This is a genomic window from Nocardioides cavernae, assembly GCF_016907475.1.
Classification (GTDB): Bacteria; Actinomycetota; Actinomycetes; order Propionibacteriales; family Nocardioidaceae; genus Nocardioides; species Nocardioides cavernae.
In genome coordinates this window covers 4,257,774-4,280,582 of record NZ_JAFBCA010000001.1, presented here as the reverse complement: position 1 = coordinate 4,280,582, position 22,809 = coordinate 4,257,774, and the positions used below count along the sequence as shown (strand labels likewise).

The following is a 22,809-nucleotide window of genomic DNA, read 5'->3' as shown; positions in this document are numbered from 1 at the left end:
TGGAGCGTGCTGGTGATCAGCCCAGGTAGGACTCGACCTTGATGGAGCCGTCGATGATGCCGGCCTTCACCTCGTCGAGCTCGCCGGCCAGCTCGGGGCTGACCTTGTCCTCGAAGTTGTGGAACGGCGCGATGCCGACACCGTCGTTCTCGAGGGTGCCGATGTAGGGCTCGAAGTCGAACTCGTCGTTGCCCGCGGCCATGACGGCCTCGTAGGTCGAGACCTTCATGCCCTTGAGGATCGAGGTCATGACGTAGTCCTGGGTGGTCGGGTCGGTCTCGAAGAGGTCGGCGTCGACGCCCACCATCGCGATGTCGTTGCCCGAGTCCTCGATCGCGGTGATCGCGCCCTGGTAGATCGGGCCGCCGACCGGCAGGATCACGTCGACGTCCTGGTCGAGGATCTGCTTGGCCGTGCTGGTCGCGGCCTCGTTGGCCTCGAAGCCACCGGTGAAGGAACCGTTCTTGCCGTCCCAGCCGACGACCTCGACGTCCTTCTTCTTCTCCTTGGCGTAGTACTCGGCGCCCTGCTTGAAGCCGTCCATGAAGATGGTGACGGTCGGGAAGGGCATGCCGCCGTAGGTGCCGACCTTGCCGGTCTTGGTGTAGTCGGCAGCGGCGTAGCCGGCGAGGAACGCGGCCTCGGCGGTGTTGTAGAGCAGCGGCTTGATGTTCTCCACGTCGGCCTTGCCGTCGAAGGTCGCACCGTCGTCGCCGCCGTCGGCGGAGTCGTCGATCAGGACGTACTCGATGTCGGGGTTGGCGGCTGCCGACTCCTTGGTCGCCGCGGCCAGGGCGAAGCCGACGGTCACGATGACGTCACAGCCCTCGCCGACCAGGCTCTCCAGGTTGGGGCCGTAGTCGTTCTCGCTGTTGGACTCGACCGGCTTCAGCTCGACGCCGAGCTCGTCGGCGGCCTGCTGGGCACCCTCGAAGCCGAGCTGGTTGAACGACTTGTCGTCGAACCCTCCGGCGTCGGACACGATGCACGGCAGGAAGTCGCTGGCGGCCGGGGTGCTGTCGCTGCCGCTCCCGGTGGTGTCTTCCTCGGGCGCGTCACCACACGCAGCCAGGGTCGCGGCGGCGAGCAGCGCCACGAGGCCGCTCGAGACGACCTTCCTCGTCTTCAACACAAATGCCTCCAAGTTCGTGCACCCCCGGGTGGGGTCAGCTTTCCGGGAGCATGATGCCTGCCGTGGCGCACCCCGTCACGAGGTTCGGTACTTCTGAAATGCGTTTGAGACATAAAAGTCGCCGGACGACTTTCGGCGGAACCTGCCAAAGACCGCCGGTTCACGGTATGCGCCATAGTGGCCGCCTGCAGGAGCAGGCGGAGGGATGGCGGAGCGAACAGTGGAGGACGCCGTGCACGAGACGTTGGACCAACAGGGCTGGCACGAGCTCAGGGCGGCTGCCACCGAGGTGATGCAGCGGGCCTACGCCCCCTACTCCCACTACAAGGTGGGCGCGGCTGCACGGGCCGATGACGGCCGGATCGTGATCGGCTGCAACGTGGAGAACGCGGCGTACGGCGTCGTGCTCTGTGCCGAGTGCGGACTGGTCTCCCACCTGCACGCAACCGGCGGCGGTCGGCTGACGCACTTCGTCTGCGTCAACGGCGGGGGTGAGATCATCATGCCGTGCGGCCGGTGCCGCCAGCTCCTGTTCGAGCACGGCGGTCGCGACCTCCTGGTCTGGACCGTTTCGGGGGTCAAGCCCATGTCCGAGGTGCTGCCCGACGCCTTCGGACCCGACGACCTCACCCACATGGCCGACATGGCCGACGCAGCAGCGGAAGGAACCGACTAGTGGCTGCCCACGACGCCGTCGAGGTGATCCTCGCCAAGCGCGACAAGCACGAGCTGTCCGACAGCCAGATCGACTGGGTGATCGACGCCTACACGCGCGGCGACGTCGCCGACGAGCAGATGTCGTCGCTCGCCATGGCGATCCTGCTCAACGGCATGAACCGCAGGGAGATCTCGCGCTGGACCGGCGCCATGATCGCCTCGGGGGAGCGGATGGACTTCTCCTCGCTGTCCCGCCCGACGGCCGACAAGCACTCCACCGGTGGCGTCGGCGACAAGATCACCCTGCCGCTGGCCCCGCTTGTCGCGGCCTGCGGCGTCGCCGTCCCCCAGCTCTCGGGCCGGGGCCTGGGCCACACCGGTGGCACGCTCGACAAGCTCGAGTCGATCCCCGGGTGGCGCGCGGCGCTGAGCAACGAGGAGATGTTCGCCATCCTCGAGGACGTCGGCGCCGTGATCTGCGCCGCCGGCGACGGCCTCGCCCCGGCCGACAAGAAGCTGTACGCCCTGCGCGACGTCACCGGCACGGTCGAGGCGATCCCGCTCATCGCCAGCTCGATCATGAGCAAGAAGATCGCCGAGGGCACCGGGGCCCTGGTGCTGGACGTCAAGGTCGGCAGCGGCGCCTTCATGAAGGACCTCGACTCCGCGCGCGAGCTCGCCGAGACGATGGTGGCGCTCGGCACCGACGCGGGGGTGCACACCGTCGCCCTGCTCACCGACATGGCGACCCCGCTCGGGCTGACCGCGGGCAACGCAGTGGAGGTGCAGGAGTCCGTGGACGTCCTGGCGGGCGGCGGCCCCGCCGACGTGGTGGAGCTGACCCTCGCCCTGGCCCGCGAGATGCTCGCCGGCGCCGGGCGTGACGCCGTCGACCCGGCGGACAAGCTGGCCGACGGCTCGGCGATGGACGCGTGGAAGGCGATGATCCGCGCCCAGGGCGGCGACCCGGACGCCGCCCTGCCCGAGGCGAAGGAGTCGCACGTCGTCACCGCGCCGTCGAGCGGCACCCTCACCCGGCTCGACGCGATGGCGGTCGGCATGGCCGCCTGGCGCCTCGGCGCCGGGCGGGCGCGCAAGGAGGACCCGGTGCAGGCGGGTGCCGGCGTCGTGTGGCACGCGCGGCCCGGCGACGAGGTCACCGAGGGCCAGCCGCTGTTCACGCTGCTCACCGATGAGCCGGAGCGCTTCGAGCGGGCGCTGGCCTCGCTCGAGGGCGGCTTCGACATCGGTGGCGACGCGAGCGGTGTCGGCACGGAGATCGTGCTCGACCGGATCGGCTGACGCCCGCGCAGCGCCCTCCCCAACTCTGACGATGACCGGCCAGTAGCAACCGGGTCGCCCGGGCCTCCTCCTAGCGTTTCTTTACCTTAGGGATCTTGGGGGACCCGATGCAGAGCAACGACCAGCGCGGACCCGGCCGCGCCATGATGACGTCGACCGCCGTGCTGGCGGTCGTGGTGCTGGTGACAGGACTTGCGGTCGGCGCGGGCGCCACGTGGTTCGCACTGTCCCGCGGCGACGACGGGGTCGCCGCCTCCGACGACGGGTGCGCCGAGTTCCGCAGCGTCGACCTCGTCGTCGCGCCGGAGATGTACAGCGTGGTGGTGGCCGCCCTGGCGGACGTCACGCCCGACTGCGTGCAGGTCGACCCGGCGCTGCGGCCGGGCATGGAGGTCGCTCGCGGCGCCTCGCTGGGCAGCCGGCTGCCGGACGTCTGGATCCCGGAGGCGCACTTCGTGACCACCGAGGCCTTCCTCGGCCGGGCCCCCCGACCGAGGCTGCTGGTGAAGAGCCTGGCCCGGACGCATGTGGTCCTCGTGGGCGGCAACGCAGCGCAGCGCTTCGCGACGTGGGGCGACGCCGAGGCGTCGGGACTGGTCTCCGTGCCCAACCCGGAGTCGTCGGTCGTGGGCGCCCTCGCGGTGACCGCACCGGAGGCCGAGGCCCGCGCGGTGGGCCGGACCCGGGACGCCGCCCGCCAGCTCCTGGTCCCCTTCGCGCAGGCCCAGGGTGCCCGCACCGTGGACGGAGAGGACACGACGGTCCAGCCGGCCATGTTCGCGCGTCGCTCACCGCGGCTGGTGGTCGCCACTGAGCAGCAGCTGGAGACGGTGGATGGTCGTGCCGACCTCCGCGACCTGACCCCCGACGTGGGCGCCCCGGTCCTCGACTTCCCGCTCATGGTCGCCGCCGACGCCGCGCCCGGGTCGCGTGCCCTGGCGCGGGCGCTCGCCGAGCACCTCGAGGGCACGGTGGGGCGCTCGTTGATCGCCGACGAGGGACTCGCCGCACCGGGCGGGGACGGCGATGCCTCCCTGCGACCACCTGCGGCCAAGGCGATCGCGGAGGCGGTCTTCTCGTGGAGCCAGCTCAGCGTGCCGTCGGCCATGCTCGCCGTCGTCGACGCCTCCGGCTCGATGGACGCCGACGCCGGCAACGGGTCGCGGATGGACCTGCTGGCCGACGCGGCCCGGATCGGGCTCGAATTCCTGCCCGACCACGCGCGGGTCGGCCTGTGGATCTTCTCCATCGACAAGGGTGGGCCAGGGAAGGACTGGCGCGAGCTCGAGCCCATCCGTCGCCTCGACGACCTGCGCTTCGGCCGCACCCAGCGCTACGCCCTGCGGGAGCGCGCCGCCCAGATGTCCAGCCTCACCGACGGCGGGACCGGGCTGTACGACACGGCGCTGGCCGCCTATCGCACGGCCCTGCGCAACTACCGCCCGCACTACTCCAACTCCGTGGTCCTGATGACCGACGGCCGCAACGAGGATCCCGGCTCGATCGGCCTCGACCAGCTGCTGCAGCGGCTCGAGGAGCTGAAGGACCCCGACAAGCCGGTGCGCGTGGTGGGCATCGCGATCAGCGGGGACGCCGACCTCGGAGCCCTGCGCCAGATGGCCCGGGTGACCGGTGGTGAGGCCTACCTCGCTGCCGAGCCCGCGGACATCCTGGGGGTGTTCGCCCAGGCGGTGCTGTCGCGCTGAACCCTCAGGCGAGGAGCAGGACGACGTGGGCGGCCACGCAGGCCGGCTTGTCGTGGCCCTCGATCTCGACGGTGTGCTCCACGACGAGCTGCTTGCCGGCCGCCAGGTCGCGGACCTCGCCGAAGCGCACGTGCGACCGCAGCCGGCTGTCGACCGGCACCGGGCTGGGGAAGCGCACTTTCTCCAGGCCGTAGTTGAGCCGGGCGCCCGGGGTGTCGAGCCGGAAGACCTGCGAGGCGAAGTGCGGGAGCAGGCTCAGGGTGAGGAAGCCGTGGGCGATGGTGGTGCCGAACGGACCCTTGCCCGCAGCGTCGACGTCGACGTGGATCCACTGGTGGTCGAGCGTGGCGTCGGCGAAGGCGTCGATCCGCGCCTGGTCGACGTCGAGCCACTCGCTGGTGCCGATCTCGGACCCGGAGGCGGCGGCGACCTCGTCGAGCGTGGTGAAGGTGCGCATGCGCACGAACATAGTGCTTGACCGTGGGCGGGCCTGCTTGGATGTGCCGATGAGCACTCCCACCCGCGACCAGGTGCAGGCCGCCCCGAAGGTCCTGCTGCACGACCACCTCGACGGCGGGCTACGTCCGCAGACGATCGTGGAGCTCGCCGCTGAGGCCGGCCACGAGCTGCCCGCCTCCGACGCGGAGTCGCTCGGTCACTGGTTCACGGAGTCGGCCGACTCGGGCTCGCTCGTCCGCTACCTCGAGACCTTCGACCACACCGTCGCGGTGATGCAGAACGGTCCGGCGATCGCCCGTGTCGCCCGCGAGTGCGTCCAGGACCTCGCCGCCGACGGTGTCGTCTACGCCGAGGTGCGCTACGCGCCGGAGCAGCACGTCAGCGGCGGCCTCACCCTCGACGAGGTCGTCGCGGCGGTGCAGGAGGGCTTCGACGCCGGGATGGCCGCCAGCGGCGGCAGGATCGTCGTACGCCAGCTGCTGACCGCGATGCGGCACCAGGCCAGGTCGATGGAGATCGCCGAGCTGGCGATCGCGTGGCGCGACCGCGGAGTCGCCGGCTTCGACATCGCCGGCGCGGAGGCGGGCTTCCCGCCCACCCGGCACCTCGACGCCTTCGAGTACCTCCAGCGCGAGAACGCCCACTTCACGATCCACGCCGGTGAGGCCTTCGGCCTGCCGTCGATCTGGCAGGCGATCCAGTGGTGCGGCGCCGACCGGCTCGGCCACGGCGTGCGGATCATCGACGACATCACGGTGAACGACGACGGGTCGGTCGAGCTCGGTCGGCTGGCGGCCTACGTCCGCGACAAGCGGATCCCGCTCGAGATGTGCCCGAGCTCCAACATCCAGACCGGGGCGGCGGAGTCCTTCGCCGAGCACCCGATCGGGCTGCTGACCGACCTGCGGTTCCGCGTCACGGTCAACACCGACAACCGGCTGATGAGCGGCACCTCGATGACGCAGGAGATGTTCGGGCTGGTGGAGGCGTTCGACTACACGCTGGAGGACCTGCGCTGGTTCACCATCAACGCGATGAAGTCGGCGTTCCTGCCCTTCGACGAGCGGCTCGCGATCATCGACGACGTCGTCAAGCCGGGCTACGCCGCGCTCATCAACGGTTAGCAGCGCTGCTGTCGGTGGTCAGCTCGGCGTACGCCTGGTCGCCCGTCGCCCGCCGACAACCCTGGCGCACCGCGTGCGCGACGACCCGCTGCTGGTCGCGCATCAGCGCCAGTCCGCGGCGTACGAGCACCAACGGCGGCTTGCGGTGCTCGCGCAGGTCGCGGGTGAGGCGCCGCCAGAACGTGACGAGCGGGTGCTGGGTGATGCAGTAGGCCGCGGCGAGGATGCCCGCCTCCCGGCACGCGGCCACCACCTCAGGCGCGAAGATGCCCTCCGCGACGAACCGGCTGCTGCCGCCGAGGTCGACCGTGCGTGAGCCGCAGCGTCCGTTCTGCGCGATCTCGTAGATCGGCACCTCGCTGCGCCCGGTGGCGCACAGCTCGCGCAGCGCGGTGAGGGCGTCGGCCTCGTGCCACGAGTCGGGGTGGTCCCAGTCGACGAGCCCGGCGTTGGCGCCGGTGGTGATGCGGGGGAGCGAGGGGTCGTCGCCGTCCTTGTAGAAGTCGTCGAGGCGCAGGACGGGGAGTCCGAGGCGCTCCGCGAGCCGGGACTTTCCGGCGCCGCTGGGTCCGGCCAGGACGACCACCTGGGCAGTACTCATTTGTTGCGAACTCATTTCGTCGTTCGGCCACGGACGGTAAAGGCTGGACATTAGTCTCGCCCAGACCTTCGAACGACACCTCTGTGGGAGGACCTCCATGAGTCTCGACGACTCGACTGCGCCCGAGACCGCGCCCGCGACCGCGGACGGTTCTGGCGGCGCCGGCCGCTCCTCCAAGACCTACGTGCTGGGCGGACTCGCGCTCGCACTGGTCGTGGGCCTGGTCGGCTTCTTCACGGTGCGCGGTGCCAGCGGCGAACCCGAGGGTGCCGACTGCATCTCCGAGGTGGTCACGCTGACCACCGCCCCGGTCATGGAGGACCTCGTCAACCAGGCGGTCAAGGACGTCAACGAGGACGAGCCCTGCATCGACATCCAGGTCACGGCAGGCACCGTGAAGGACGTCGTCGCCCTGCTGAGCGACCCCAACGCCGAGCTCCCCGAGATCTGGATCCCGGACAGCCCGACCTGGAAGGGCCAGCTCACCAGCGCCGGCTGGACCGGTACGCCGATCGCGGAGGTCCTCGCGCAGACGCCGGTCGGTCTCATCGGCGGCCCGGCCGCCAAGGCCCCCACCTCCTGGTCCTCCGTGCTCGACGGCGGCAGCCTGGCGATGGCCGACCCGAGCGCCGAGGGTGCCTCTGCGCTCGCGCTGCTCGCGCCGTACGCCGAGATGAAGAAGACGGGCGAGACCGCGCTGTCCATCGAGGAGAAGACCGTCCCGGTCGCCCAGACGTTCGGTGAGCGCGCCGTGGCCGGCGGCGCCACCGAGACCGACCTCTCCACGATCACCGCTTCCAGCACCCAGCTGGTGCCCGCGACCGAGCAGGCCTACCTCGCCGCCCGCCGCAGCAACGACCAGCTCACCCTGGTGGCTCCGAAGACCGGCGCGCCGATGCTGCAGTACCCGCTGATCGACGTGAACCGCGGCACCAAGGACATCCTTGCCTCCGGTGGCGACCTGTCGGCCCGCGTGGGCCGCGCCCTGGGTCGCTGGTTCGCCTCGGGCGCCGGCGTGGAGGCCATCGCGGCCGCTGAGCTCCGCGGCCCCGACGGCGCTGCGCTGCCCAACGACATCGGCCTCGGCACCGCCCCGGTGCTCGCCAAGGTCGCCCAGAAGACCACCGACGACACCCTGCGCCAGTGGCGCGTGCTGTCGGTGCCGTCCAGCATCCTGGCGGTCGTCGACCTCTCCGGCTCGATGAAGATGGCCATCGGTGACACCACCCGCATCGGGCTGGCGGTGACCGCGTCCCAGGTCGCGCTCGACGCCTTCCCGGCGCAGGCCCGGATCGGCATCTGGGGCTTCTCCAAGAACCGCGGCGAGAACGGCGCCTCGTACGCCGAGTACTCCCCGCTCGAGCGGCTCGACGCCCCGGCGGCCGACGGCAAGACGCACGAGGACGAGGTCCGCTCCGAGGCCGACGCCCTGCCCGGCCGCGTGCGCGGCGGCACCGGCGTCATGGACTCCACCCTCGCGGCCTACAAGCACGCGCAGGAGATGTGGGACCCGGCGTGGTTCAACTCCGTGGTGATCATGACCGACGGCGCCAGCGACGACTCGAGCTCCCTGTCGCTGGAGTCGCTCGTCAACCAGCTCAAGTCGCTGCGTGACCCCGCCAAGCCGGTCAAGGTGATCGTCATCGGCATCTCGCAGGACGCCGACAGCGGCGAGCTCGAGCAGATCGCCGCCGCCACCGGTGGCCAGAACTACCTCGTGACCGACCCCAACGAGATCCTCGGCGTGCTGGCCCAGGCCCTGCTCAACCGCTGATCGACCGGCTCGCGCGACGCACAACAGGGATGGACGTCCACTCGTAGGAGTGGACGTCCATCCCTGTTGTGCGTGGTCCACGCTCAGGACTCGATGAATGTCCACCTGCACCAGTGGGAGTTCATTCCGAGCCGATGACGGCGGAGTCTCGGGGTCACCCGGTGACGCTGCGACTCCGCCATCACGCACGAAGGCCCCGGAGGATCTCCAGGGGCCTTCGTCGTGTCGTGCGTCGGTCGGCTCAGACGCCGATCGGGTGCCAGACGGTCTTGGTCTCGAGGAACTGCGTCATCCGGTCCAGCGCGGGCTCGGCGAGCCAGTCGGTGTCGGGAGCGGGACGTCGTACGCGCTTGAGGTTGTCGGCGGCAGCCACCTCGAGCTCGGTCGCGAGCTCGTCGTCCTCGACCCCGGTGAGGTCGATGCCGTTGACGTCCATGTGCGAGGCCAGCCACGGGGCGATCTCGGTCTGCGAGCCGGTGAGCACGTTGACCACGCCACCCGGGAGGTCGCTGGTCGCCATCACCTCACCGAGCGTGATCGCGGTCAGCGGGTTGTCCTGGCTGGCGATCACGACGACGGTGTTGCCGGTGATGATGAGCGGCGCGACGACGCTGACGAGGCCGAGCAGGGGGCCGCGCGGGGCGACGACGGCGATGACGCCGCTGGGCTCGGGGGTCGACAGGTTGAAGTAGGGGCCGGCGACCGGGTTGGCGTTGCCGACGACCTGGGTGATCTTGTCGGCCCAGCCGGCGTACCAGACGAGCCGGTCGATCGAGGCGTCCACGTAGGTGCGCGCACGGGCGGGCGTGATGCCCTCCGAGGCGCGGAGCTCGGCCTCGAACTGCTCGCGGCGACCCTCGAGCACCTCGGCGACGCGGTAGACGACCTGGGCGCGGTTGTAGGCGGTCTTGCCGGACCAGCCACCGAACGCGGCACGGGCGGCGACCACCGCGTCGCGGGCGTCCTTGCGCGAGGCCTGGGCGGCGTTGGCGACCAGGCGGCCCTTGGCGTCGTTGACGACGTAGGAGCGGCCCGACTCCGAGCGCGGGAACTGGCCCCCGATGTAGAGCTTGTACGTCTTGCGTACGTCGATGCGGCTCACGCGTCCGCTCCCTTCAGGTAGCCCTCGAGACCGTGGCGGCCGCCCTCGCGGCCGTATCCGGACTCCTTGTAGCCGCCGAACGGCGAGGTGGGGTCGAACTTGTTGAACGTGTTGGCCCAGACCACGCCCGCCCGGAGGCGGTTGGCCATGGACAGGATGCGCGAGCCCTTGTCGGTCCACACGCCGGCCGAGAGGCCGAACGGCGTGTTGTTGGCCTTCTCGATCGCCTCGGAGGGCGTGCGGAAGGTCAGCACGGACAGGACCGGGCCGAAGATCTCCTCGCGGGCGATCCGGTGGGCCTGAGAGACGCCGGTGAAGACGGTCGGGGCGAACCAGTAGCCGTTGGCCGGCAGGTCGCACGGGGCCGACCAGCGCTCGGCGCCCTCGGACTCGCCGATCTCGGAGAGCTCGCGGATCTTGGCGAGCTGCTCGGCCGAGTTGATCGCACCGACGTCGGTGTTCTTGTCGAGCGGGTCACCCACGCGCAGGGTGGCCATGCGGCGCTTGAGCCGGCTCATCACCTCGTCGGCCACGGACTCCTGCACCAGCAGGCGCGAGCCCGCGCAGCAGACGTGGCCCTGGTTGAAGAAGATGCCGTTGACGATGCCCTCGACGGCCTGGTCGAGCGGTGCGTCGTCGAAGACGATGTTGGCGGCCTTGCCACCGAGCTCGAGGGTGACCTTCTTGTCGCTGCCGGCGACCGCGCGGGCGATCGCCTTGCCGACCTCGGTGGACCCGGTGAAGGCCACCTTGTCGACGTCGGGGTGCGACACGATGGCGCGGCCGGTGTCGCCGGCGCCCGTGACGATGTTGACGACGCCCGGCGGCAGGTCGGCCTGCTGGCAGATCTCGGCGAAGAGCAGCGCGGTGAGCGGGGTGGTCTCGGCGGGCTTCAGGACGACCGTGTTGCCGCAGGCCAGGGCCGGGGCGATCTTCCACGCCAGCATCAGCAGCGGGAAGTTCCACGGGATGACCTGGCCGGCGACGCCGAGCGGGGTGGAGCCGTAGCCGGAGTACTGGAGCTTGTCGGCCCAGCCGGCGTAGTAGAAGAAGTGTGCGGCGACGATCGGCACGTCGACGTCGCGCGACTCCTTGATCGGCTTGCCGTTGTCGATCGACTCCAGGACGGCGAGCTCGCGGCCGCGCTCCTGGATGATCCGGGCGATCCGGTAGAGGTACTTGGCGCGCTCGGCGCCGGACATCCGCGACCAGACGCGGGTGTAGGCGCGACGGGCGGCCTTCACGGCCTCGTCGACGTCGGCGTCGCTGGCCTCGGCGACCTCGGCCAGCACCTCCTCGGTGGCGGGGTTGACGGTCTTGAACGACGTGCCGGTGCCGTCGACGAACTCGCCGTTGATGAACAGTCCGTAGGACGGCTTGATGTCGACGATGGCGCGCGACTCGGGCGCGGGGGCGTACTCGAAGGTCATGGTTATCAGTCCAGCGTGAAGTAGTCGGGACCGGAGTAGCGGCCGGTCGTCATCTTGGTGCGCTGCATGAGCAGGTCGTTGAGCAGCGTGGAGGCGCCGAAGCGGAACCAGTCGGGGTCGAGCCAGTCGTCGCCGCAGATCTCGTTGACCATCACGAGGTACTTGATGGCGTCCTTGGTGGTCTTGATGCCACCGGCGGGCTTGACGCCGATCATCTGCCCGGTCTGCTCGCGGAAGTCACGGACCGCCTCGAGCATGATCAGGGTGACCGGGAGGGTCGCGGCGGGCTGGACCTTGCCCGTGGAGGTCTTGATGAAGTGGCCACCGGCCATCATCGCGAGCCAGCTGGCCCGGCGGACGTTGTCGTAGGTCTGCAGCTCGCCGGTCTCGAAGATCACCTTGAGGTGTGCGTCGCCACAGGCCTCCTTGACCTGCGCGATCTCCTCGAAGACGTCCAGGTAGCGCCCGGAGAGGAACGCACCACGGTCGATGACCATGTCGATCTCGTCGGCGCCGGCCTCGACCGCGTCGCGGGTGTCGGCGAGCTTGATGTCCATCGCGGCGCGACCGCTCGGGAACGCCGTGGCGACCGCCGCGACGTTGACGCCGCTGTCGCCGAGCGTCTGCTTGGCGATGGCCACCATGTCGGGGTAGACGCACACGGCAGCGGTGGCCGGGCAGGTCGGGTCGGCCGGGTCGGGGCGCATCGCCTTGGACGCGAGCGCACGGACCTTGCCGTGGGTGTCCTGGCCCTCGAGCGTGGTCAGGTCGACCATCCGGATGGCCAGGTCGATGGCGTACGCCTTCGACGTGGTCTTGATCGACCTCGTGGCCAGACCAGCGGCGCGGGCCTCGCACCCGACCTGGTCGACGCCGGGGAGGCCGTGGAGGAATCGGCGGAGCGAGGAGTCCGAGCGCACGATGTCGTCGAAGACCGCGTGCGAGGAGGTCGTGCTCGCCGTGGAGCTGGCAGTGGGTGTCACCGACCCAGCATAGAGTTGGCTCGGACGCCCCCGGCAATCCGCAGGGGGCCAATGTCTGCCCAAAACAGCGAGGAGACCATGGCACGCCTGCAGGACGACGGCGAGGCCGTCGTGGAGCGGTTCCAACCCACCAGTGGACGGTTCTCCGGCTGGGCGGCCGTGCTGCTGGGCGCCGCGGTCGTGGTCGCCATGGTGGTCTACCTGGACGACGGCTTCCCCGCGTGGGTCGGCGGCGTCGCCCTGCTGGTCGGCGTCCTGTCGTGGGCCGCGATGCTGCGCCCGGCGTTGTGGGCCACCGAGGAGCACCTGGTGATGCGCAACCTCGCCGAGACGGTCCACATCCGGCTGGCCGCGGTCGAGGAGCTGGCCGTGCGCCAGGTGCTCGCGGTCCGCGCCGGCGACCGGCGGCTGGTCAGCACGGTGCTGGGCCGCACGTGGCGCAAGGCGATGACGTCTCGCCGCGCCCCGTCGTCCGAGGACGGCCCGCACGAGGGGATGCGCTACGTCGACTGGGCCGAGCACCGGCTCCGCGAGCTCGTCGACGCGGCCCGCGACCGCGCCGGGGTCACCGCCGGCTCGGAGGAGCAGCGCGCGCTGCCCGATGCCGTACGACGTGAGCCGGCGCTGGTGCCCCTCGCGCTGATCGCGCTGGCCGCCGCGCTGCTGGTGGTCAGCTTCTTCCTCTGATCTCCTCCGGCACGCGCTGCTCGAGGCCGTCGAGCACCAGCGCGAGCCCGTAGTCGAACTCGTCGCCGTAGGCGTAGTCCTGTCCCACGACCTGCTCGGCCACCATCTCCGCGAGGTGCGGGTGGTCGGCGAGCACCGCGCCGAGGTCGGCGACGAAGTCGTCGGCCGACTCGCCGGGCTCGAAGGGCAGGTTCACCTCGGTGAGGACGAACCCGTAGGTGTAGGCGTCGAGCACCGAGAATGCGTGCGCGGCGAGCGCGACGGAGAAGCCCGCCGAACGCAGGCAGCCGAGCACCGCGTCGTGGTGGCCGAGGGTGGCCGGACCGGGGGAGCGCCGCGACTCGAGGAGCCCGAGCCCCCACGGGTGGGCGGCGAGCACGGCCCGCGCCGAGCGGGCCCGCTCCTCCATCTCCGCGCGCCACCCCGTGCCCGAGCGTGGCAGAGTGATGCGGGCGAAGACCCAGTCCGCGAGGCCGTCGAGGAGCGCCTCCTTCCCGGCGACGTGGTGGTAGAGCGACATCGCCTCGACCCCGAGCTCGCGGCCCACGCTGCGCATGCTCACCCCGGCGAGGCCGGACGCGTCGGCGACCCGGCTCGCGGCGTCGACGACGCGGTCGGGGGAGAGCGGTGGTCTGGACATGAGGACTCCTGGGCTTGGGTGGCTTACAGGCGTAAGGCTACGGTGTCAGACACCAGGCTTACAGGTGTAAGTCTCCATGGGCTCGAGGAGTGGTCGTGAAGGCAGCAGTGGTGGAGCGGTACGGACCGCCGGAGGTCGTCTCGGTGCGTGACCTGCCCGACCCGGTCGCCGGGAAGGGCCAGATCGTCGTGCGCGTGAGGGCGACGACCGTCAACTCGGGGGACGCCCGGATCCGCGGGTGCCGCTTCCCGCGCGGCTTCGCGCTGCCGGGCCGGTTGGCCCTCGGGTGGCGCGGCCCGCGCCGAGCGGTGCTCGGCGTCGTCTACTCGGGGACGGTCGAGTCGCTGGGCTCCGGCGTCACCGGTCTGACGATCGGCGACCAGGTGGCGGGGATGACCGGGATGGCGATGGGCGCGCATGCCGAGCTCGCGGCCGTGCGCGCCGATCGGCTCACGTCGGTGCCTGCCGGTGTCTCGCACGAGGACGCCGCCGCCGTCCTCTTCGGCGGCAGCACGGCGCGCCACTTCCTCGACGACGTGGTGGCGCCCGGCCGGCGCGTCCTGGTCAACGGCGCGTCCGGCGCGGTCGGGACGGCGGCCGTGCAGGTCGCGCACCTGGCCGGCGCGCACGTGACCGCGGTCTGCAGCGAGCGCAACGCCGAGCTCGTGCGCTCGCTCGGGGCGGACGAGGTGGTCGACCACAACCGGACGTCGGTCCACGCCCTGGCGACGACGTACGACGTCGTGCTCGACGCGGTCGGCAACCTCGACCGGCGCTCGGGCCGCCGCCTGCTCGCGCCGTCAGGTGTGCTGGTGCTCGCCGTCGCGGGGCTCGTCGACACCGTCCTCGCCCGCGGGAACGTCCGCGCCGGAGGATCCCCGGAGGACCCCGCCCACTTCGCGTGGCTGCTCGAGCGGCTCGCGGCGGGGGACCTGCGGCCGGTGGTCGCGCGGACGATGTCGCTCGACGAGATCGTCGAGGCGCACCGCATCGTCGACTCCGGCCGCAAGGTCGGCAACCTCGTCGTCACGCCATGACGTGGCGCGCGGCCGCCGCTGTCCCGGGGGTGGGCCACCAGCGCGCGATCGCCGCCGACTGGCCCAGCGTCCACGTCGAGCTGCACACCCAGTAGACGAGCAGGGCCACCGGCACCACGCCTCCTGCGAGCAGCATCCCGCCGGCCGACATCACGGGCATGATGCGCTGCGCCGCGACCATCGCCTCCGGCATGCCCTCGACGGACGTGTTGGGCGCGACCACGAACCGCTGGGTGACGTACGACAACGCGGCCGCGGTCAGCGCGAGCCCCGCCACGACGGCGAGGTGGAGGCCACCGGAGCCGAGGTAGCCGTGGCCGGCGAGCGAGACGCCGACGAGCGAGGCGGCACCGAACGACGACACCAGCCCCGGTCCCATCGCGCCGACGGCCGTGCCGTGGGCCACGTCCGAGACGAGGTGGTAGAGCGCGAGCCACACCGGCAGCTGCACCAGCACCGGCAGGCAGCCGAGCCGGCTCACCCCGTGCTCCGCCGACACGGCTCGGCGCTCGTCCATGTGGGCGCGCAGGCTCTCGGCGTCCGTGCGGCCGCGGTAGCGCTCGGTGATCCCCTTCAGGTGGGGGCGGGCGCGCGCCCCGGCGTGGGCCTGGCGGACGCCGTGGATGACGAACGGCAGCAGCAGGAGCCGCACGAGGACGACGAGCGAGGCGATGCCGAGCACCCAGGTGACGGCGGAGTCGGCGGAGACGCCGAGGGCGGCGAGGGCGTCATGGGTCGTGGCCAGGACGGCGGCGAGGGCGTGCTTGAGCGGGGCGAGCGGTGACATGGAGGTCTCCTGGATCGGGTGGAAGGGTCTGTACGACGTCGCGCGGGGGCGACGGGTCAGACGCGTCCAGGAGCGCGCGGGCGCACCGGGTGGACCACGTCGGTGGTCCGTCCGGCGAGCACGAGCGGGATGTCGGCGGCGCGACGGCGCGGCCGGAGCGAGTGGATCCCGGCGTCGGGAACGGCCAGCAGGCAGTGCACGCCGGCGAGCGTGGTGGCTGCAGAGAGGGCGGTCATCACCACGACGGTCTGGGCGGTCGCGCTGGGGTCCAGCGAGGCGGCCGCGAGGAGCGATGCGACGCCGAGCAGGGTCAGGACGAGCGCGAGGCGCGCGCGTGCTGCCACGTCGGCGGCGGTCCGGACCATGGACCGAGGGTAGCGGGTGGTCAGCGGAGCTCGTAGGCGCCGAGGTCGGTGCGGCCGACGCCCGGGCGGCTCTCGTCGCGGGCCGGGTGGACGTACTGCCGCCGGGCCCGATAGCGCGACGGCACGCGGGCCCCGCGGTCGACGGCCCGCGACGACGCCGTGAGCCGGTAGTCCTCGCGGGCGGGGTCCACGAAACCGCCGGGCCCGACGCGGCGGTTGGCCCGCGCGTCGGGGCCCGCGCCGCTGGAGAGCTCGCCGGGTCCGACCAGGAGGTTGTTGCGCAGGTGGGCCCGGCTGCTGTCGGCGAGGGCGACGTACGTGCCGGACGGGCGCTGGTTGACGAAGGTGTTGTTGACCACCCAGAGCGTGCGGCTCGGGTTGGTCAGGCCCTCGGCGCCGTAGGAGACGAGAGCGGGGTTCTCCGACCGGGGGCCCTGGACGACGACGTTGCCGGCGACGAGCGACAGGCCGCCGTTGGGCAGGTCGATCGAGTAGCTCGCGGTGGCGTCGCCGTCGCTGATGCGGTTGGCGACGATCGTGTTGCGGGCGGCGCGGGACTTGAGCTCGTGGCCGGTGTCGGCGCCCCACAGCCAGCTGCCGGTCACCGTCAGCGACCGCACGGCGCCGACGTAGAGGTTGTGCGAGTAGCCGTCGCCGGCACCGTTGCGGAAGAACCGCGACCGGCGGATCACCACGTCGCTGTCCGGGTCTGCGCCGGTGAGGATGCCGTTCTCGTTGTCGTGGAACCAGCTGCGCGTGACGGTGAGGTCGGTGCCCTCCTGGCGGATGCCCGCGCCGTTGCGGTCGGGCACCGCGGCACCGCTCAGCTCGATCCGGTCGACGGTCGTCCGGTCGCCGACGATGACCCAGATCGCCTTGCCCTGGGCGTCGCTGCCGTCTGCCCGCAGGTGCGCCCGGCCGCCGTCCCCACGCAGGGTGAGGTCGTCCTGGGTCCAGGTCGCGACGTCGCCGGAGTAGGTGCCCGGGTCGATCAGCACGGTGTCGCCGTCGCGTGCCACCGCCGCGGCCGCGCTGGGGGTCGACAGGGCGCGGTCGGGCCCGACGCGCCACGTGCGCGGACCCCCGTCGGCGTACGACGTCGCGGCGGGCGCCGCGGTGAGCAGGCCGGCGGCGAGGGCGAGGACGAGCGGTGTCGCGGCGCGCACCTCAGCCCCCGAAGGCCACGCCCCGCAGGTCGGCCTTGATCGCGTCGAGCCGGCCCGCAGCGGAGATCCGGGCGGCATCCGCGCCACCCCCGTCGGACCCCGTCTGCACCGGGATCACGACCTCGAGGTAGCACTTGACCTTGGGCTCGGTGCCGCTGGGACGCACGATCACGCGAGCGCCCTCGGCGAGGGAGTAGCGCAGGCCGTCGGTCGGTGGCAGCGCGGCCGAGCCCTCGGACAGGTCCTCCACCTGCTCGACCGCCAGTCCGCCGAGGGTGGTCGGCGGATTGCTGCGAAGCCGGTCCATCGTCGCCGGGATGGCGGCGAGGTCGTCGAAGCGCACCGACAGCTGGTCGGTGGCGTGCAGGCCGTGCTGACCGGCGATGTCGTCGAGGACGTCGGGGAGGCCGCGCCCCTCGGCCTTGGCCTGCGCGGCGAGCTCGCACACGAGCAGCAGCGCCGAGACGCCGTCCTTGTCCCTGACGTGCTCGGGGTCGCAGCAGTAGCCGAGGGCCTCCTCGTAGCCGAAGGCGAGCCCCTCGACGCGGCCGATCCACTTGAAGCCGGTGAGCGTCTCCTCGTGCGGCTGCCCGGCGGCGGCGGCCATCTTGCCGAGCAGGCTGGAGGAGACGATGGAGTTGGCGTAGGTGCCCTGTCGCCCCCGGGCGAGCAGGTGGTGGGCCAGCAGGGCGCCCACCTCGTCGCCGCGCAGCATCCGCCACCCGTGGACGTCCGGCACCGCGACGGCGCAGCGGTCGGCGTCGGGGTCGTTGGCGACCACCAGGTCGGCCTTGTGCTCCGCGGCGAGCGCCATCGCCAGGTCCATCGCGCCCGGCTCCTCCGGGTTGGGGAACGAGACGGTCGGGAAGTCGGGGTCGGGGTGCTCCTGCTGCTCGACGACGTGTGGGGCGTCGAACCCGGCGGTCTCCAGCACCTGCGCGACGGTCGTGCCGCCGACGCCGTGGAGCGGGGTGTAGACGATGCGCAGGTCGCGCGGGCCGTCCTCGGCCAGGCCCGCGACCGTGTCGAGGTAGCGGTCGACGATCTCCTCGCCGACGAGGCGGCCGGCGTCGCCGCGCGGGAGCTCGGCGAGCGGGCCGACGGCGGCGATCCGGGCGGCGATCTCGCTGTCGGCGGGCGGGACGATCTGGCTGCCGTCGCCGAGGTAGACCTTGTAGCCGTTGTCCTGCGGCGGGTTGTGGCTGGCGGTGACCATCACGCCGGCCGCGCAGCCCAGCTCGCGGATCGCGAACGCGAGCAGCGGCGTGGGCAGCGTCCGCGGCATCACGAGGGCCTTGAACCCGGCGCCGGTCATGACCTCCGCGGTGTCGCGGGCGAAGACGTCGGAGTTGTGGCGGGCGTCGAAACCGATCACCACGGACCCGCCCTTGTGGCCGGTGTCGCGGAGGTACGCCGCCAGGCCGGCCGCCGCGCGCGTGACCACGACCCGGTTCATCCGGTTGGGGCCGGCGCCGAGGGCGCCGCGCAGGCCCGCGGTGCCGAACTCGAGGGGGCCGGCGAAGCGGTCGGCGAGGTCGGTCTCCGCGCCCCGCTCGGCGGCGGCGACGAGCGCCTCCAGCTCGGCGCGGGTCTGCTCGTCGGGGTCCTCAGCTGCCCAGGCGCGAGCCGCCTCGAGCAGGGCGGTCTGGTCGTTCGGCACGGTCATGGACGCACGCTATCCCCACAGGCCGTGACGCCGTCGGTGGGCGGTGCCACGATCGGGTCATGATCGATCACCTGGGCATCAACTGCACCGACCTGCCACGAGCGGCGGCGTTCTACGACCGGGTCCTGGGCGTCCTGGGGCACCGGCGCCTGATGGACTTCGAGGTGGCCATCGGCTACGGCACGGAGCAGCCGGACTTCTGGATCAGCACCTTCGAGGGCATCGGTCCCAACCGCGAGGTCCACGTGGCCTTCCGAGCCCCCGACGCCGCCACGGTCCGGGCCTGGCACGCCGAGGCCGTCGCCGCCGGAGCCGAGTCGCTCCACGAGCCGCGACTGTGGCCGGAGTACCACCCGGCCTACTACGGCGCCTTCGTCCGCGACACCGAGGGCAACAACATCGAGGCCGTCTGCCACACCGGCGACAACTGACCTCTACGAGCGTCGGCCGGGCGGAGGATCGTGGAGTCTCCGAGTCACCAGGTGACTTCCGGACTCCGCGATCCCGGCGTCGGTGTCGACCGAACCCCGGATGTCCGCGCGCGCCGGTCCACAGCGGCGGCTAGCGTGTCGGCGTGCCAGCCGTCGTCCGCTCCGTCAATGCCGGCACGGCCGGACCGGTCCCGGGGCTGAAGCGGCCCAGCGGGATCCACAAGCGCCCGGTGGACGTGATCGAGGTGCGCGACCCCGGGCCGAAGAGCGGCGGGCTCGGCAGCGGCGTCGTCGGTGACGCGATCATCAGCCGCCGGCACCACGGGGGGACGACCCAGGCGGTCTACGCCGTCGCCCGCGAGGAGCTCGACTGGTGGGGCGAGCACCTCGGCCGCGACCTGCCCGACGGCATGTTCGGCGAGAACCTCACCACGGTGGGCCTCGAGGTCGACACGGCCGAGGTGGGGGAGCGGTGGCAGGTCGGCGGCACCCTCCTCGAGGTGTGCGGGCCGCGCATCCCGTGCGCGACGTTCGCCAAGCACATGGCCGAGCGCGCGTGGGTACGCCGCTTCGCCGAGCGCGGCCTGACCGGCGCCCACCTCGCCGTGGTCGAGCCCGGGGCGATCCGGGCGGGCGACCCGGTCGAGGTCGTCGAGCGGCCGGGGCACGGGCTCACCCTGCCGATGTACTTCCGCGCCCTCATGGGCGACAAGGACCTCGCCGCGACCTTCCTGGCCTCGGGCCTGCTGCCGCAGGTCGAGCACGACTGGCTCGCGCGGCGCCAGTAGCGCGGGACGACGGTGGCCGCGGACCCATCGGGTCCGCGGCCACCGGTCGGGGTGTCGCTCGGGGTGTCGCTCGGTCAGCCGAGAGCGGCCACCGCGGCGTCGTAGTCGGGCTCGACGCCGATCGCGTCCGTGAGCTGGGTGTGGAGCACGGTGCCGTCGGTGTCGAGGACGACGACCGCGCGGGCCAGCATTCCCTTCCATCCGCCGTCGGCCATCGCGATGCCGTAGTCCTCGCCGAAGGAGGACCGGAACGCCGACCCGACGAGGACGTCGTCGATGCCCTCGGCTCCGCAGAAGCGGGCCTGCGCGAGCGGCAGGTCGACCGACACGTTGACGACGGCCGTGTTGTCCAGGCCGGACGCGAGCTCGTTGAACTTCCGGACGCTCGCCTGGCAGACGCCGGTGTCGATGCTCGGGAAGATGTTGAGCACGACCCGCTTGCCGGAGACGTCGGCGTCGGTGAGGGCCTGGAACTTGGAGTCGACCAGGTCGAAGCCGGGAGCCTGCGAGCCGACCGTGGGGAGCTCGCCCACGGTGCTGACGGTGTTGGGGCCGAGTTGAGTGGTTGCCATGGTCCCCAACCTACTGGCCGCCGGTCCTAGAGTGCCCGCATGGCCCCCGCGCGAACCGACGCCCGCACCGACGTGATCATCGAGGTGCTGCGCGACGCGTTCGCCCCACTCATGCGGGCCGACCCGGCGGCGTTCCGCGCGAAGTACCGCAAGATGGCCCGGGACCCGCACGCGTTCTACCGCGGCAGCGCGTGCCTCTTCTTCAACGACGTGACGGGCGAGCGCGACGAGTGGGCGGCCCACGGTGCCGAGCGCATCTGGATCCACGGTGACCTGCACGTGGAGAACTTCGGCACCTACCTCAACTCCGACGGCCGGCTGGTCTTCGACATCAACGACTTCGACGAGGCCTATGTCGGCCGCTTCACGTGGGACCTCCAGAGGTTCGCGGCGAGCCTCGCGCTCGTCTGCTGGCAGAAGGCGCTGCCCGAGGACGCGATCCGCAAGCTGATCGCCCGCTACGCCAGGTCCTACCTGTCCCAGGTGAACCACTACGTGGCCTCCGACACCGACGACGACTTCGAGATCCGGCTCGACAAGGCCGAGGGGCCGGTGCTGACCGCGCTGGTGGCCGCGCGGGCCATGCGCCGGGCCGACCTCCTCGACGAGATGACCTACCTGGCCAAGGGGACCCGCCGTTTCATCGAGGACGCCAGCACCCGCCGCCTTAAGCGCGAGGAGCGCGCCAAGGTGGTCGCGGCGTTCCGCGCCTACCTCGACACCATCCCCGAGTCGAAGCGGTTCGACCGCAAACTCTTCTACGAGCTGCGCGACGTCGTGGGCAAGTCCGGGTTCGGCATCGGCAGCGCCGGCCTTCCGGCCTACAACGTGCTGGTCGAGGGCTACAGCCAGGCGCTCGACAACGACGTCGTGCTGAGCATGAAGCAGGCCAACGTCCCGGCGTTGAGCAGGTTCGTCGACACCGCCGAGGTGGACGCCTACTTCGAGCACGAGGGGCACCGCACCGCGGTCAGCCAGCGCGCGCTTCAGGTGCACACCGACCCGCTGCTCGGGCACACGAGCGTCGACGACGTCGGCTACGTCGTCTCGGAGATCTCGCCCTACGAGGTCGACCTCGACTGGAGCGAGATCAACGAGCCCGACGACATGCGCTCGGTGGTCGACCTGCTCGGCCGCGCCACGGCGAAGATCCACTGCGCCTCCGACGAGGACAGCCAGCAGGACCTCGTCGACTTCGACGTCGAGGCGGCCATCGCCAAGTCGCTGGAGGGACGGCGCAACGAGTTCGTCCAGTGGCTGTGCGACTGGGGCATCGCGTACGCCGTCCGCGTGCGCGAGGACCACGCGCTGTTCGTCGACGCCTTCCGCGAGGGCAAGGTCGGGATCGCTGCGACCTGACCCCCGCTTGGTCGCCGGGCTCAGGCATCGATCGACGCCATGCTGCCGTAGCGGTCGCCCTGGACGGCGTCGCGCGGCACGGCCTGCTCGAGGGCGGCGAGGTCGTCGGCGGTGAGCTCGACGTCGAGGGCACCGACGTTCTCCTCGAGGTACGTCACCCGCTTGGTGCCCGGGATCGGTGCGACGTCCTCGCCCTGCGCGAGCACCCACGCCAGCGCGAGCTGTCCGGGCGTGCAGCCCTTGGACCCTGCGATCTCGCGGACCTTGTCGACGAGCACGAGGTTGGCGTCCAGCGCCTCGCCCTGGAACCGCGGGAAGTACTCCGACCGGCGGCGGTCGGCCTCGCCGTCGGCCCCGCCGGTGGCGCTGATCGCGCCCGTGAGCAGGCCACGGCCGAGCGGGGAGTAGGGCACCAGACCGATGCCGAGCTCGCGCAGGACGGGGAGGATCTCGTCCTCGAGGTCACGGGTGAAGAGGGAGTACTCGGTCTGGAGCGCGGTGATCGGATGGACGGCGTGGGCCCGGCGGACGGTGGCTGCCGAGGCCTCGGAGAGCCCGAGGTGGCGGACCTTGCCGGCCTCCACGAGCTCGGCCATCGCTCCGACGGTGTCCTCGATCGGGACCGTCTTGTCGACACGGTGCTGGTAGTAGAGGTCGATGTGGTCGACGCCGAGCCGCTGGAGCGAGGCGTCGCAGGCCGCACGGACGTAGTCGGGGGAGCCGTTGATGCCGACCATGGTGCCGTCCGGGAGCCGCTCGTTGCCGAACTTGGTGGCGAGCTGGACCTCGTCGCGCCGGCCGGCGATCGCCTTGCCGACGAGCAGCTCGTTGGTGAAGGGGCCGTACATGTCGGCGGTGTCGAGGAAGGTCACGCCCAGGTCGAGGGCGCGGTGGATGGTGTCGGTGCCGCCCTGCTCGTCGGGGGTGCCGTAGAACTCCGACATCCCCATGCAGCCGAGGCCGAGGGCGGAGACGGTGAGGGAGCCGATCTGTCGTGTCTGGATGCTCATGCCTGCCACCCTTCGCCTTCGAGCGCGCTCC

The 22,809-nt window shown here is 71.7% G+C and carries 23 protein-coding genes; 10 read left to right on the top strand and 13 right to left on the bottom strand.

The window, feature by feature from the left end:
* Nucleotides 1–16: 16 nt before the first annotated feature.
* Nucleotides 17–1,132, bottom strand: coding sequence for a BMP family lipoprotein (locus JOD65_RS20220; RefSeq protein ID WP_191194826.1), 1,116 nt, complete (start codon nucleotides 1,130–1,132; stop codon nucleotides 17–19).
* 232 nt (nucleotides 1,133–1,364) lie between these two features.
* On the opposite strand from JOD65_RS20220, the gene JOD65_RS20215 reads away from it, so the two are divergent.
* The 3 genes from JOD65_RS20215 to JOD65_RS20205 all read left to right on the top strand — a co-directional run bounded on the left by JOD65_RS20215 (nucleotide 1,365) and on the right by JOD65_RS20205 (nucleotide 4,797).
* Nucleotides 1,365–1,808 carry a cytidine deaminase gene (locus JOD65_RS20215; protein ID WP_307821297.1) on the top strand — a complete coding sequence of 148 codons (444 nt, stop codon included), beginning with the start codon at nucleotides 1,365–1,367 and terminating at the stop codon, nucleotides 1,806–1,808.
* The gene (locus JOD65_RS20210) at nucleotides 1,808–3,091 is read left to right on the top strand and encodes a thymidine phosphorylase (RefSeq protein WP_191194828.1); all 1,284 of its coding nucleotides are present in this window, start codon (nucleotides 1,808–1,810) and stop codon (nucleotides 3,089–3,091) included. The genes JOD65_RS20215 and JOD65_RS20210 overlap by 1 nt, the downstream gene beginning before the upstream one ends.
* 107 nt (nucleotides 3,092–3,198) lie before the next feature.
* Nucleotides 3,199–4,797: a VWA domain-containing protein gene (locus JOD65_RS20205; RefSeq protein WP_191194829.1), complete on the top strand. Its 1,599-nt coding sequence runs from the start codon at nucleotides 3,199–3,201 to the stop codon at nucleotides 4,795–4,797.
* A 4-nt stretch (nucleotides 4,798–4,801) separates the two neighbouring features.
* Here the strand turns inward: JOD65_RS20205 and JOD65_RS20200 are convergent, their stop codons facing one another.
* On the bottom strand, nucleotides 4,802–5,254 hold the full coding sequence (locus JOD65_RS20200) for a MaoC family dehydratase (protein WP_191194830.1): 453 nt from the start codon (nucleotides 5,252–5,254) through the stop codon (nucleotides 4,802–4,804).
* A 49-nt stretch (nucleotides 5,255–5,303) separates the two neighbouring features.
* On the opposite strand from JOD65_RS20200, the gene JOD65_RS20195 reads away from it, so the two are divergent.
* Nucleotides 5,304–6,380 carry an adenosine deaminase gene (locus JOD65_RS20195; RefSeq protein ID WP_191194831.1) on the top strand — a complete coding sequence of 359 codons (1,077 nt, stop codon included), beginning with the start codon at nucleotides 5,304–5,306 and terminating at the stop codon, nucleotides 6,378–6,380.
* On the opposite strand, the gene JOD65_RS20190 is transcribed toward JOD65_RS20195, so the two are convergent.
* Nucleotides 6,370–6,981 carry an ATP-binding protein gene (locus JOD65_RS20190; RefSeq protein WP_191194832.1) on the bottom strand — a complete coding sequence of 204 codons (612 nt, stop codon included), beginning with the start codon at nucleotides 6,979–6,981 and terminating at the stop codon, nucleotides 6,370–6,372. The genes JOD65_RS20195 and JOD65_RS20190 overlap by 11 nt on opposite strands.
* A gap of 97 nt (nucleotides 6,982–7,078) precedes the next feature.
* Between JOD65_RS20190 and JOD65_RS20185 the strand changes: the two genes are divergently transcribed.
* Nucleotides 7,079–8,755 carry a substrate-binding domain-containing protein gene (locus JOD65_RS20185; protein ID WP_191194833.1) on the top strand — a complete coding sequence of 559 codons (1,677 nt, stop codon included), beginning with the start codon at nucleotides 7,079–7,081 and terminating at the stop codon, nucleotides 8,753–8,755.
* Between the two features lie 241 nt (nucleotides 8,756–8,996).
* Here the strand turns inward: JOD65_RS20185 and JOD65_RS20180 are convergent, their stop codons facing one another.
* The 3 genes from JOD65_RS20180 to deoC are packed head-to-tail and all read right to left on the bottom strand — an operon-like array spanning nucleotide 8,997 to nucleotide 12,270.
* The gene (locus JOD65_RS20180; RefSeq protein ID WP_191194834.1) at nucleotides 8,997–9,857 is read right to left on the bottom strand and encodes an aldehyde dehydrogenase family protein; all 861 of its coding nucleotides are present in this window, start codon (nucleotides 9,855–9,857) and stop codon (nucleotides 8,997–8,999) included.
* Nucleotides 9,854–11,287: an aldehyde dehydrogenase family protein gene (locus JOD65_RS20175; protein ID WP_191194835.1), complete on the bottom strand. Its 1,434-nt coding sequence runs from the start codon at nucleotides 11,285–11,287 to the stop codon at nucleotides 9,854–9,856. The genes JOD65_RS20180 and JOD65_RS20175 overlap by 4 nt, the downstream gene beginning before the upstream one ends.
* A gap of 5 nt (nucleotides 11,288–11,292) precedes the next feature.
* Complete coding sequence (deoC, locus tag JOD65_RS20170; protein ID WP_191194836.1) at nucleotides 11,293–12,270, bottom strand: deoxyribose-phosphate aldolase; 978 nt, start codon at nucleotides 12,268–12,270, stop codon at nucleotides 11,293–11,295.
* A gap of 78 nt (nucleotides 12,271–12,348) precedes the next feature.
* Between deoC and JOD65_RS20165 the strand changes: the two genes are divergently transcribed.
* Entirely contained in the window at nucleotides 12,349–12,957 is a 609-nt protein-coding gene (locus JOD65_RS20165; RefSeq protein ID WP_191194837.1) for a hypothetical protein, read from the top strand.
* Here the strand turns inward: JOD65_RS20165 and JOD65_RS20160 are convergent.
* Nucleotides 12,941–13,597 carry a TetR/AcrR family transcriptional regulator gene (locus tag JOD65_RS20160; protein WP_191194838.1) on the bottom strand — a complete coding sequence of 219 codons (657 nt, stop codon included), beginning with the start codon at nucleotides 13,595–13,597 and terminating at the stop codon, nucleotides 12,941–12,943. The genes JOD65_RS20165 and JOD65_RS20160 overlap by 17 nt on opposite strands.
* A 95-nt stretch (nucleotides 13,598–13,692) precedes the next feature.
* Between JOD65_RS20160 and JOD65_RS20155 the strand changes: the two genes are divergently transcribed.
* Nucleotides 13,693–14,634 (top strand): NAD(P)-dependent alcohol dehydrogenase, encoded by a 942-nt coding sequence (locus JOD65_RS20155; RefSeq protein ID WP_191194839.1) that lies wholly within the window; start codon nucleotides 13,693–13,695, stop codon nucleotides 14,632–14,634.
* On the opposite strand, the gene yidC is transcribed toward JOD65_RS20155, so the two are convergent.
* From yidC to JOD65_RS20135, 4 genes are read right to left on the bottom strand one after another with little or no spacing between them, the layout of a single operon-like run.
* Nucleotides 14,624–15,421: a membrane protein insertase YidC gene (gene yidC, locus JOD65_RS20150; protein ID WP_191194840.1), complete on the bottom strand. Its 798-nt coding sequence runs from the start codon at nucleotides 15,419–15,421 to the stop codon at nucleotides 14,624–14,626. The genes JOD65_RS20155 and yidC overlap by 11 nt on opposite strands.
* A 56-nt stretch (nucleotides 15,422–15,477) precedes the next feature.
* Nucleotides 15,478–15,786: a hypothetical protein gene (locus tag JOD65_RS20145; protein ID WP_191194841.1), complete on the bottom strand. Its 309-nt coding sequence runs from the start codon at nucleotides 15,784–15,786 to the stop codon at nucleotides 15,478–15,480.
* Nucleotides 15,787–15,806: 20 nt separating this feature from the next.
* Nucleotides 15,807–16,952 (bottom strand): right-handed parallel beta-helix repeat-containing protein, encoded by a 1,146-nt coding sequence (locus JOD65_RS20140; RefSeq protein ID WP_191194842.1) that lies wholly within the window; start codon nucleotides 16,950–16,952, stop codon nucleotides 15,807–15,809.
* A 1-nt stretch (nucleotide 16,953) separates the two neighbouring features.
* The gene (locus JOD65_RS20135; RefSeq protein ID WP_191194843.1) at nucleotides 16,954–18,618 is read right to left on the bottom strand and encodes a phospho-sugar mutase; all 1,665 of its coding nucleotides are present in this window, start codon (nucleotides 18,616–18,618) and stop codon (nucleotides 16,954–16,956) included.
* A gap of 59 nt (nucleotides 18,619–18,677) precedes the next feature.
* Between JOD65_RS20135 and JOD65_RS20130 the strand changes: the two genes are divergently transcribed.
* Nucleotides 18,678–19,049, top strand: coding sequence for a VOC family protein (locus JOD65_RS20130; RefSeq protein ID WP_191194844.1), 372 nt, complete (start codon nucleotides 18,678–18,680; stop codon nucleotides 19,047–19,049).
* A 143-nt stretch (nucleotides 19,050–19,192) separates the two neighbouring features.
* On the top strand, nucleotides 19,193–19,837 hold the full coding sequence (locus JOD65_RS20125) for an MOSC domain-containing protein (protein WP_191194845.1): 645 nt from the start codon (nucleotides 19,193–19,195) through the stop codon (nucleotides 19,835–19,837).
* A 74-nt stretch (nucleotides 19,838–19,911) separates the two neighbouring features.
* Here JOD65_RS20125 and tpx read toward each other — a convergent pair whose 3' ends face one another.
* Nucleotides 19,912–20,409: a thiol peroxidase gene (gene tpx, locus JOD65_RS20120; protein ID WP_191194846.1), complete on the bottom strand. Its 498-nt coding sequence runs from the start codon at nucleotides 20,407–20,409 to the stop codon at nucleotides 19,912–19,914.
* Nucleotides 20,410–20,448: 39 nt separating this feature from the next.
* Here tpx and JOD65_RS20115 point away from each other — a divergent pair, with 39 nt between their 5' ends.
* On the top strand, nucleotides 20,449–21,768 hold the full coding sequence (locus tag JOD65_RS20115; RefSeq protein ID WP_191194847.1) for a DUF2252 domain-containing protein: 1,320 nt from the start codon (nucleotides 20,449–20,451) through the stop codon (nucleotides 21,766–21,768).
* 20 nt (nucleotides 21,769–21,788) lie between these two features.
* On the opposite strand, the gene JOD65_RS20110 is transcribed toward JOD65_RS20115, so the two are convergent.
* The gene (locus JOD65_RS20110; protein ID WP_191194848.1) at nucleotides 21,789–22,778 is read right to left on the bottom strand and encodes an aldo/keto reductase; all 990 of its coding nucleotides are present in this window, start codon (nucleotides 22,776–22,778) and stop codon (nucleotides 21,789–21,791) included.
* Nucleotides 22,779–22,809: the final 31 nt, after the last annotated feature.

Coding starts and splice junctions, on each gene's coding strand:
- JOD65_RS20205 (WP_191194829.1), top strand. CDS start 3,199: ATGCAGAGCAACGACCAGCGCGGACCCGGCCGCGCCATGATGACGTCG.
- JOD65_RS20200 (WP_191194830.1), bottom strand. CDS start 5,254: ATGCGCACCTTCACCACGCTCGACGAGGTCGCCGCCGCCTCCGGGTCC.
- JOD65_RS20195 (WP_191194831.1), top strand. CDS start 5,304: ATGAGCACTCCCACCCGCGACCAGGTGCAGGCCGCCCCGAAGGTCCTG.
- JOD65_RS20190 (WP_191194832.1), bottom strand. CDS start 6,981: ATGAGTACTGCCCAGGTGGTCGTCCTGGCCGGACCCAGCGGCGCCGGA.
- JOD65_RS20185 (WP_191194833.1), top strand. CDS start 7,079: ATGAGTCTCGACGACTCGACTGCGCCCGAGACCGCGCCCGCGACCGCG.
- JOD65_RS20175 (WP_191194835.1), bottom strand. CDS start 11,287: ATGACCTTCGAGTACGCCCCCGCGCCCGAGTCGCGCGCCATCGTCGAC.
- JOD65_RS20165 (WP_191194837.1), top strand. CDS start 12,349: ATGGCACGCCTGCAGGACGACGGCGAGGCCGTCGTGGAGCGGTTCCAA.
- JOD65_RS20160 (WP_191194838.1), bottom strand. CDS start 13,597: ATGTCCAGACCACCGCTCTCCCCCGACCGCGTCGTCGACGCCGCGAGC.
- yidC (WP_191194840.1), bottom strand. CDS start 15,421: ATGTCACCGCTCGCCCCGCTCAAGCACGCCCTCGCCGCCGTCCTGGCC.
- JOD65_RS20145 (WP_191194841.1), bottom strand. CDS start 15,786: ATGGTCCGGACCGCCGCCGACGTGGCAGCACGCGCGCGCCTCGCGCTC.
- JOD65_RS20135 (WP_191194843.1), bottom strand. CDS start 18,618: ATGACCGTGCCGAACGACCAGACCGCCCTGCTCGAGGCGGCTCGCGCC.
- JOD65_RS20130 (WP_191194844.1), top strand. CDS start 18,678: ATGATCGATCACCTGGGCATCAACTGCACCGACCTGCCACGAGCGGCG.
- tpx (WP_191194846.1), bottom strand. CDS start 20,409: ATGGCAACCACTCAACTCGGCCCCAACACCGTCAGCACCGTGGGCGAG.
- JOD65_RS20115 (WP_191194847.1), top strand. CDS start 20,449: ATGGCCCCCGCGCGAACCGACGCCCGCACCGACGTGATCATCGAGGTG.
- JOD65_RS20110 (WP_191194848.1), bottom strand. CDS start 22,778: ATGAGCATCCAGACACGACAGATCGGCTCCCTCACCGTCTCCGCCCTC.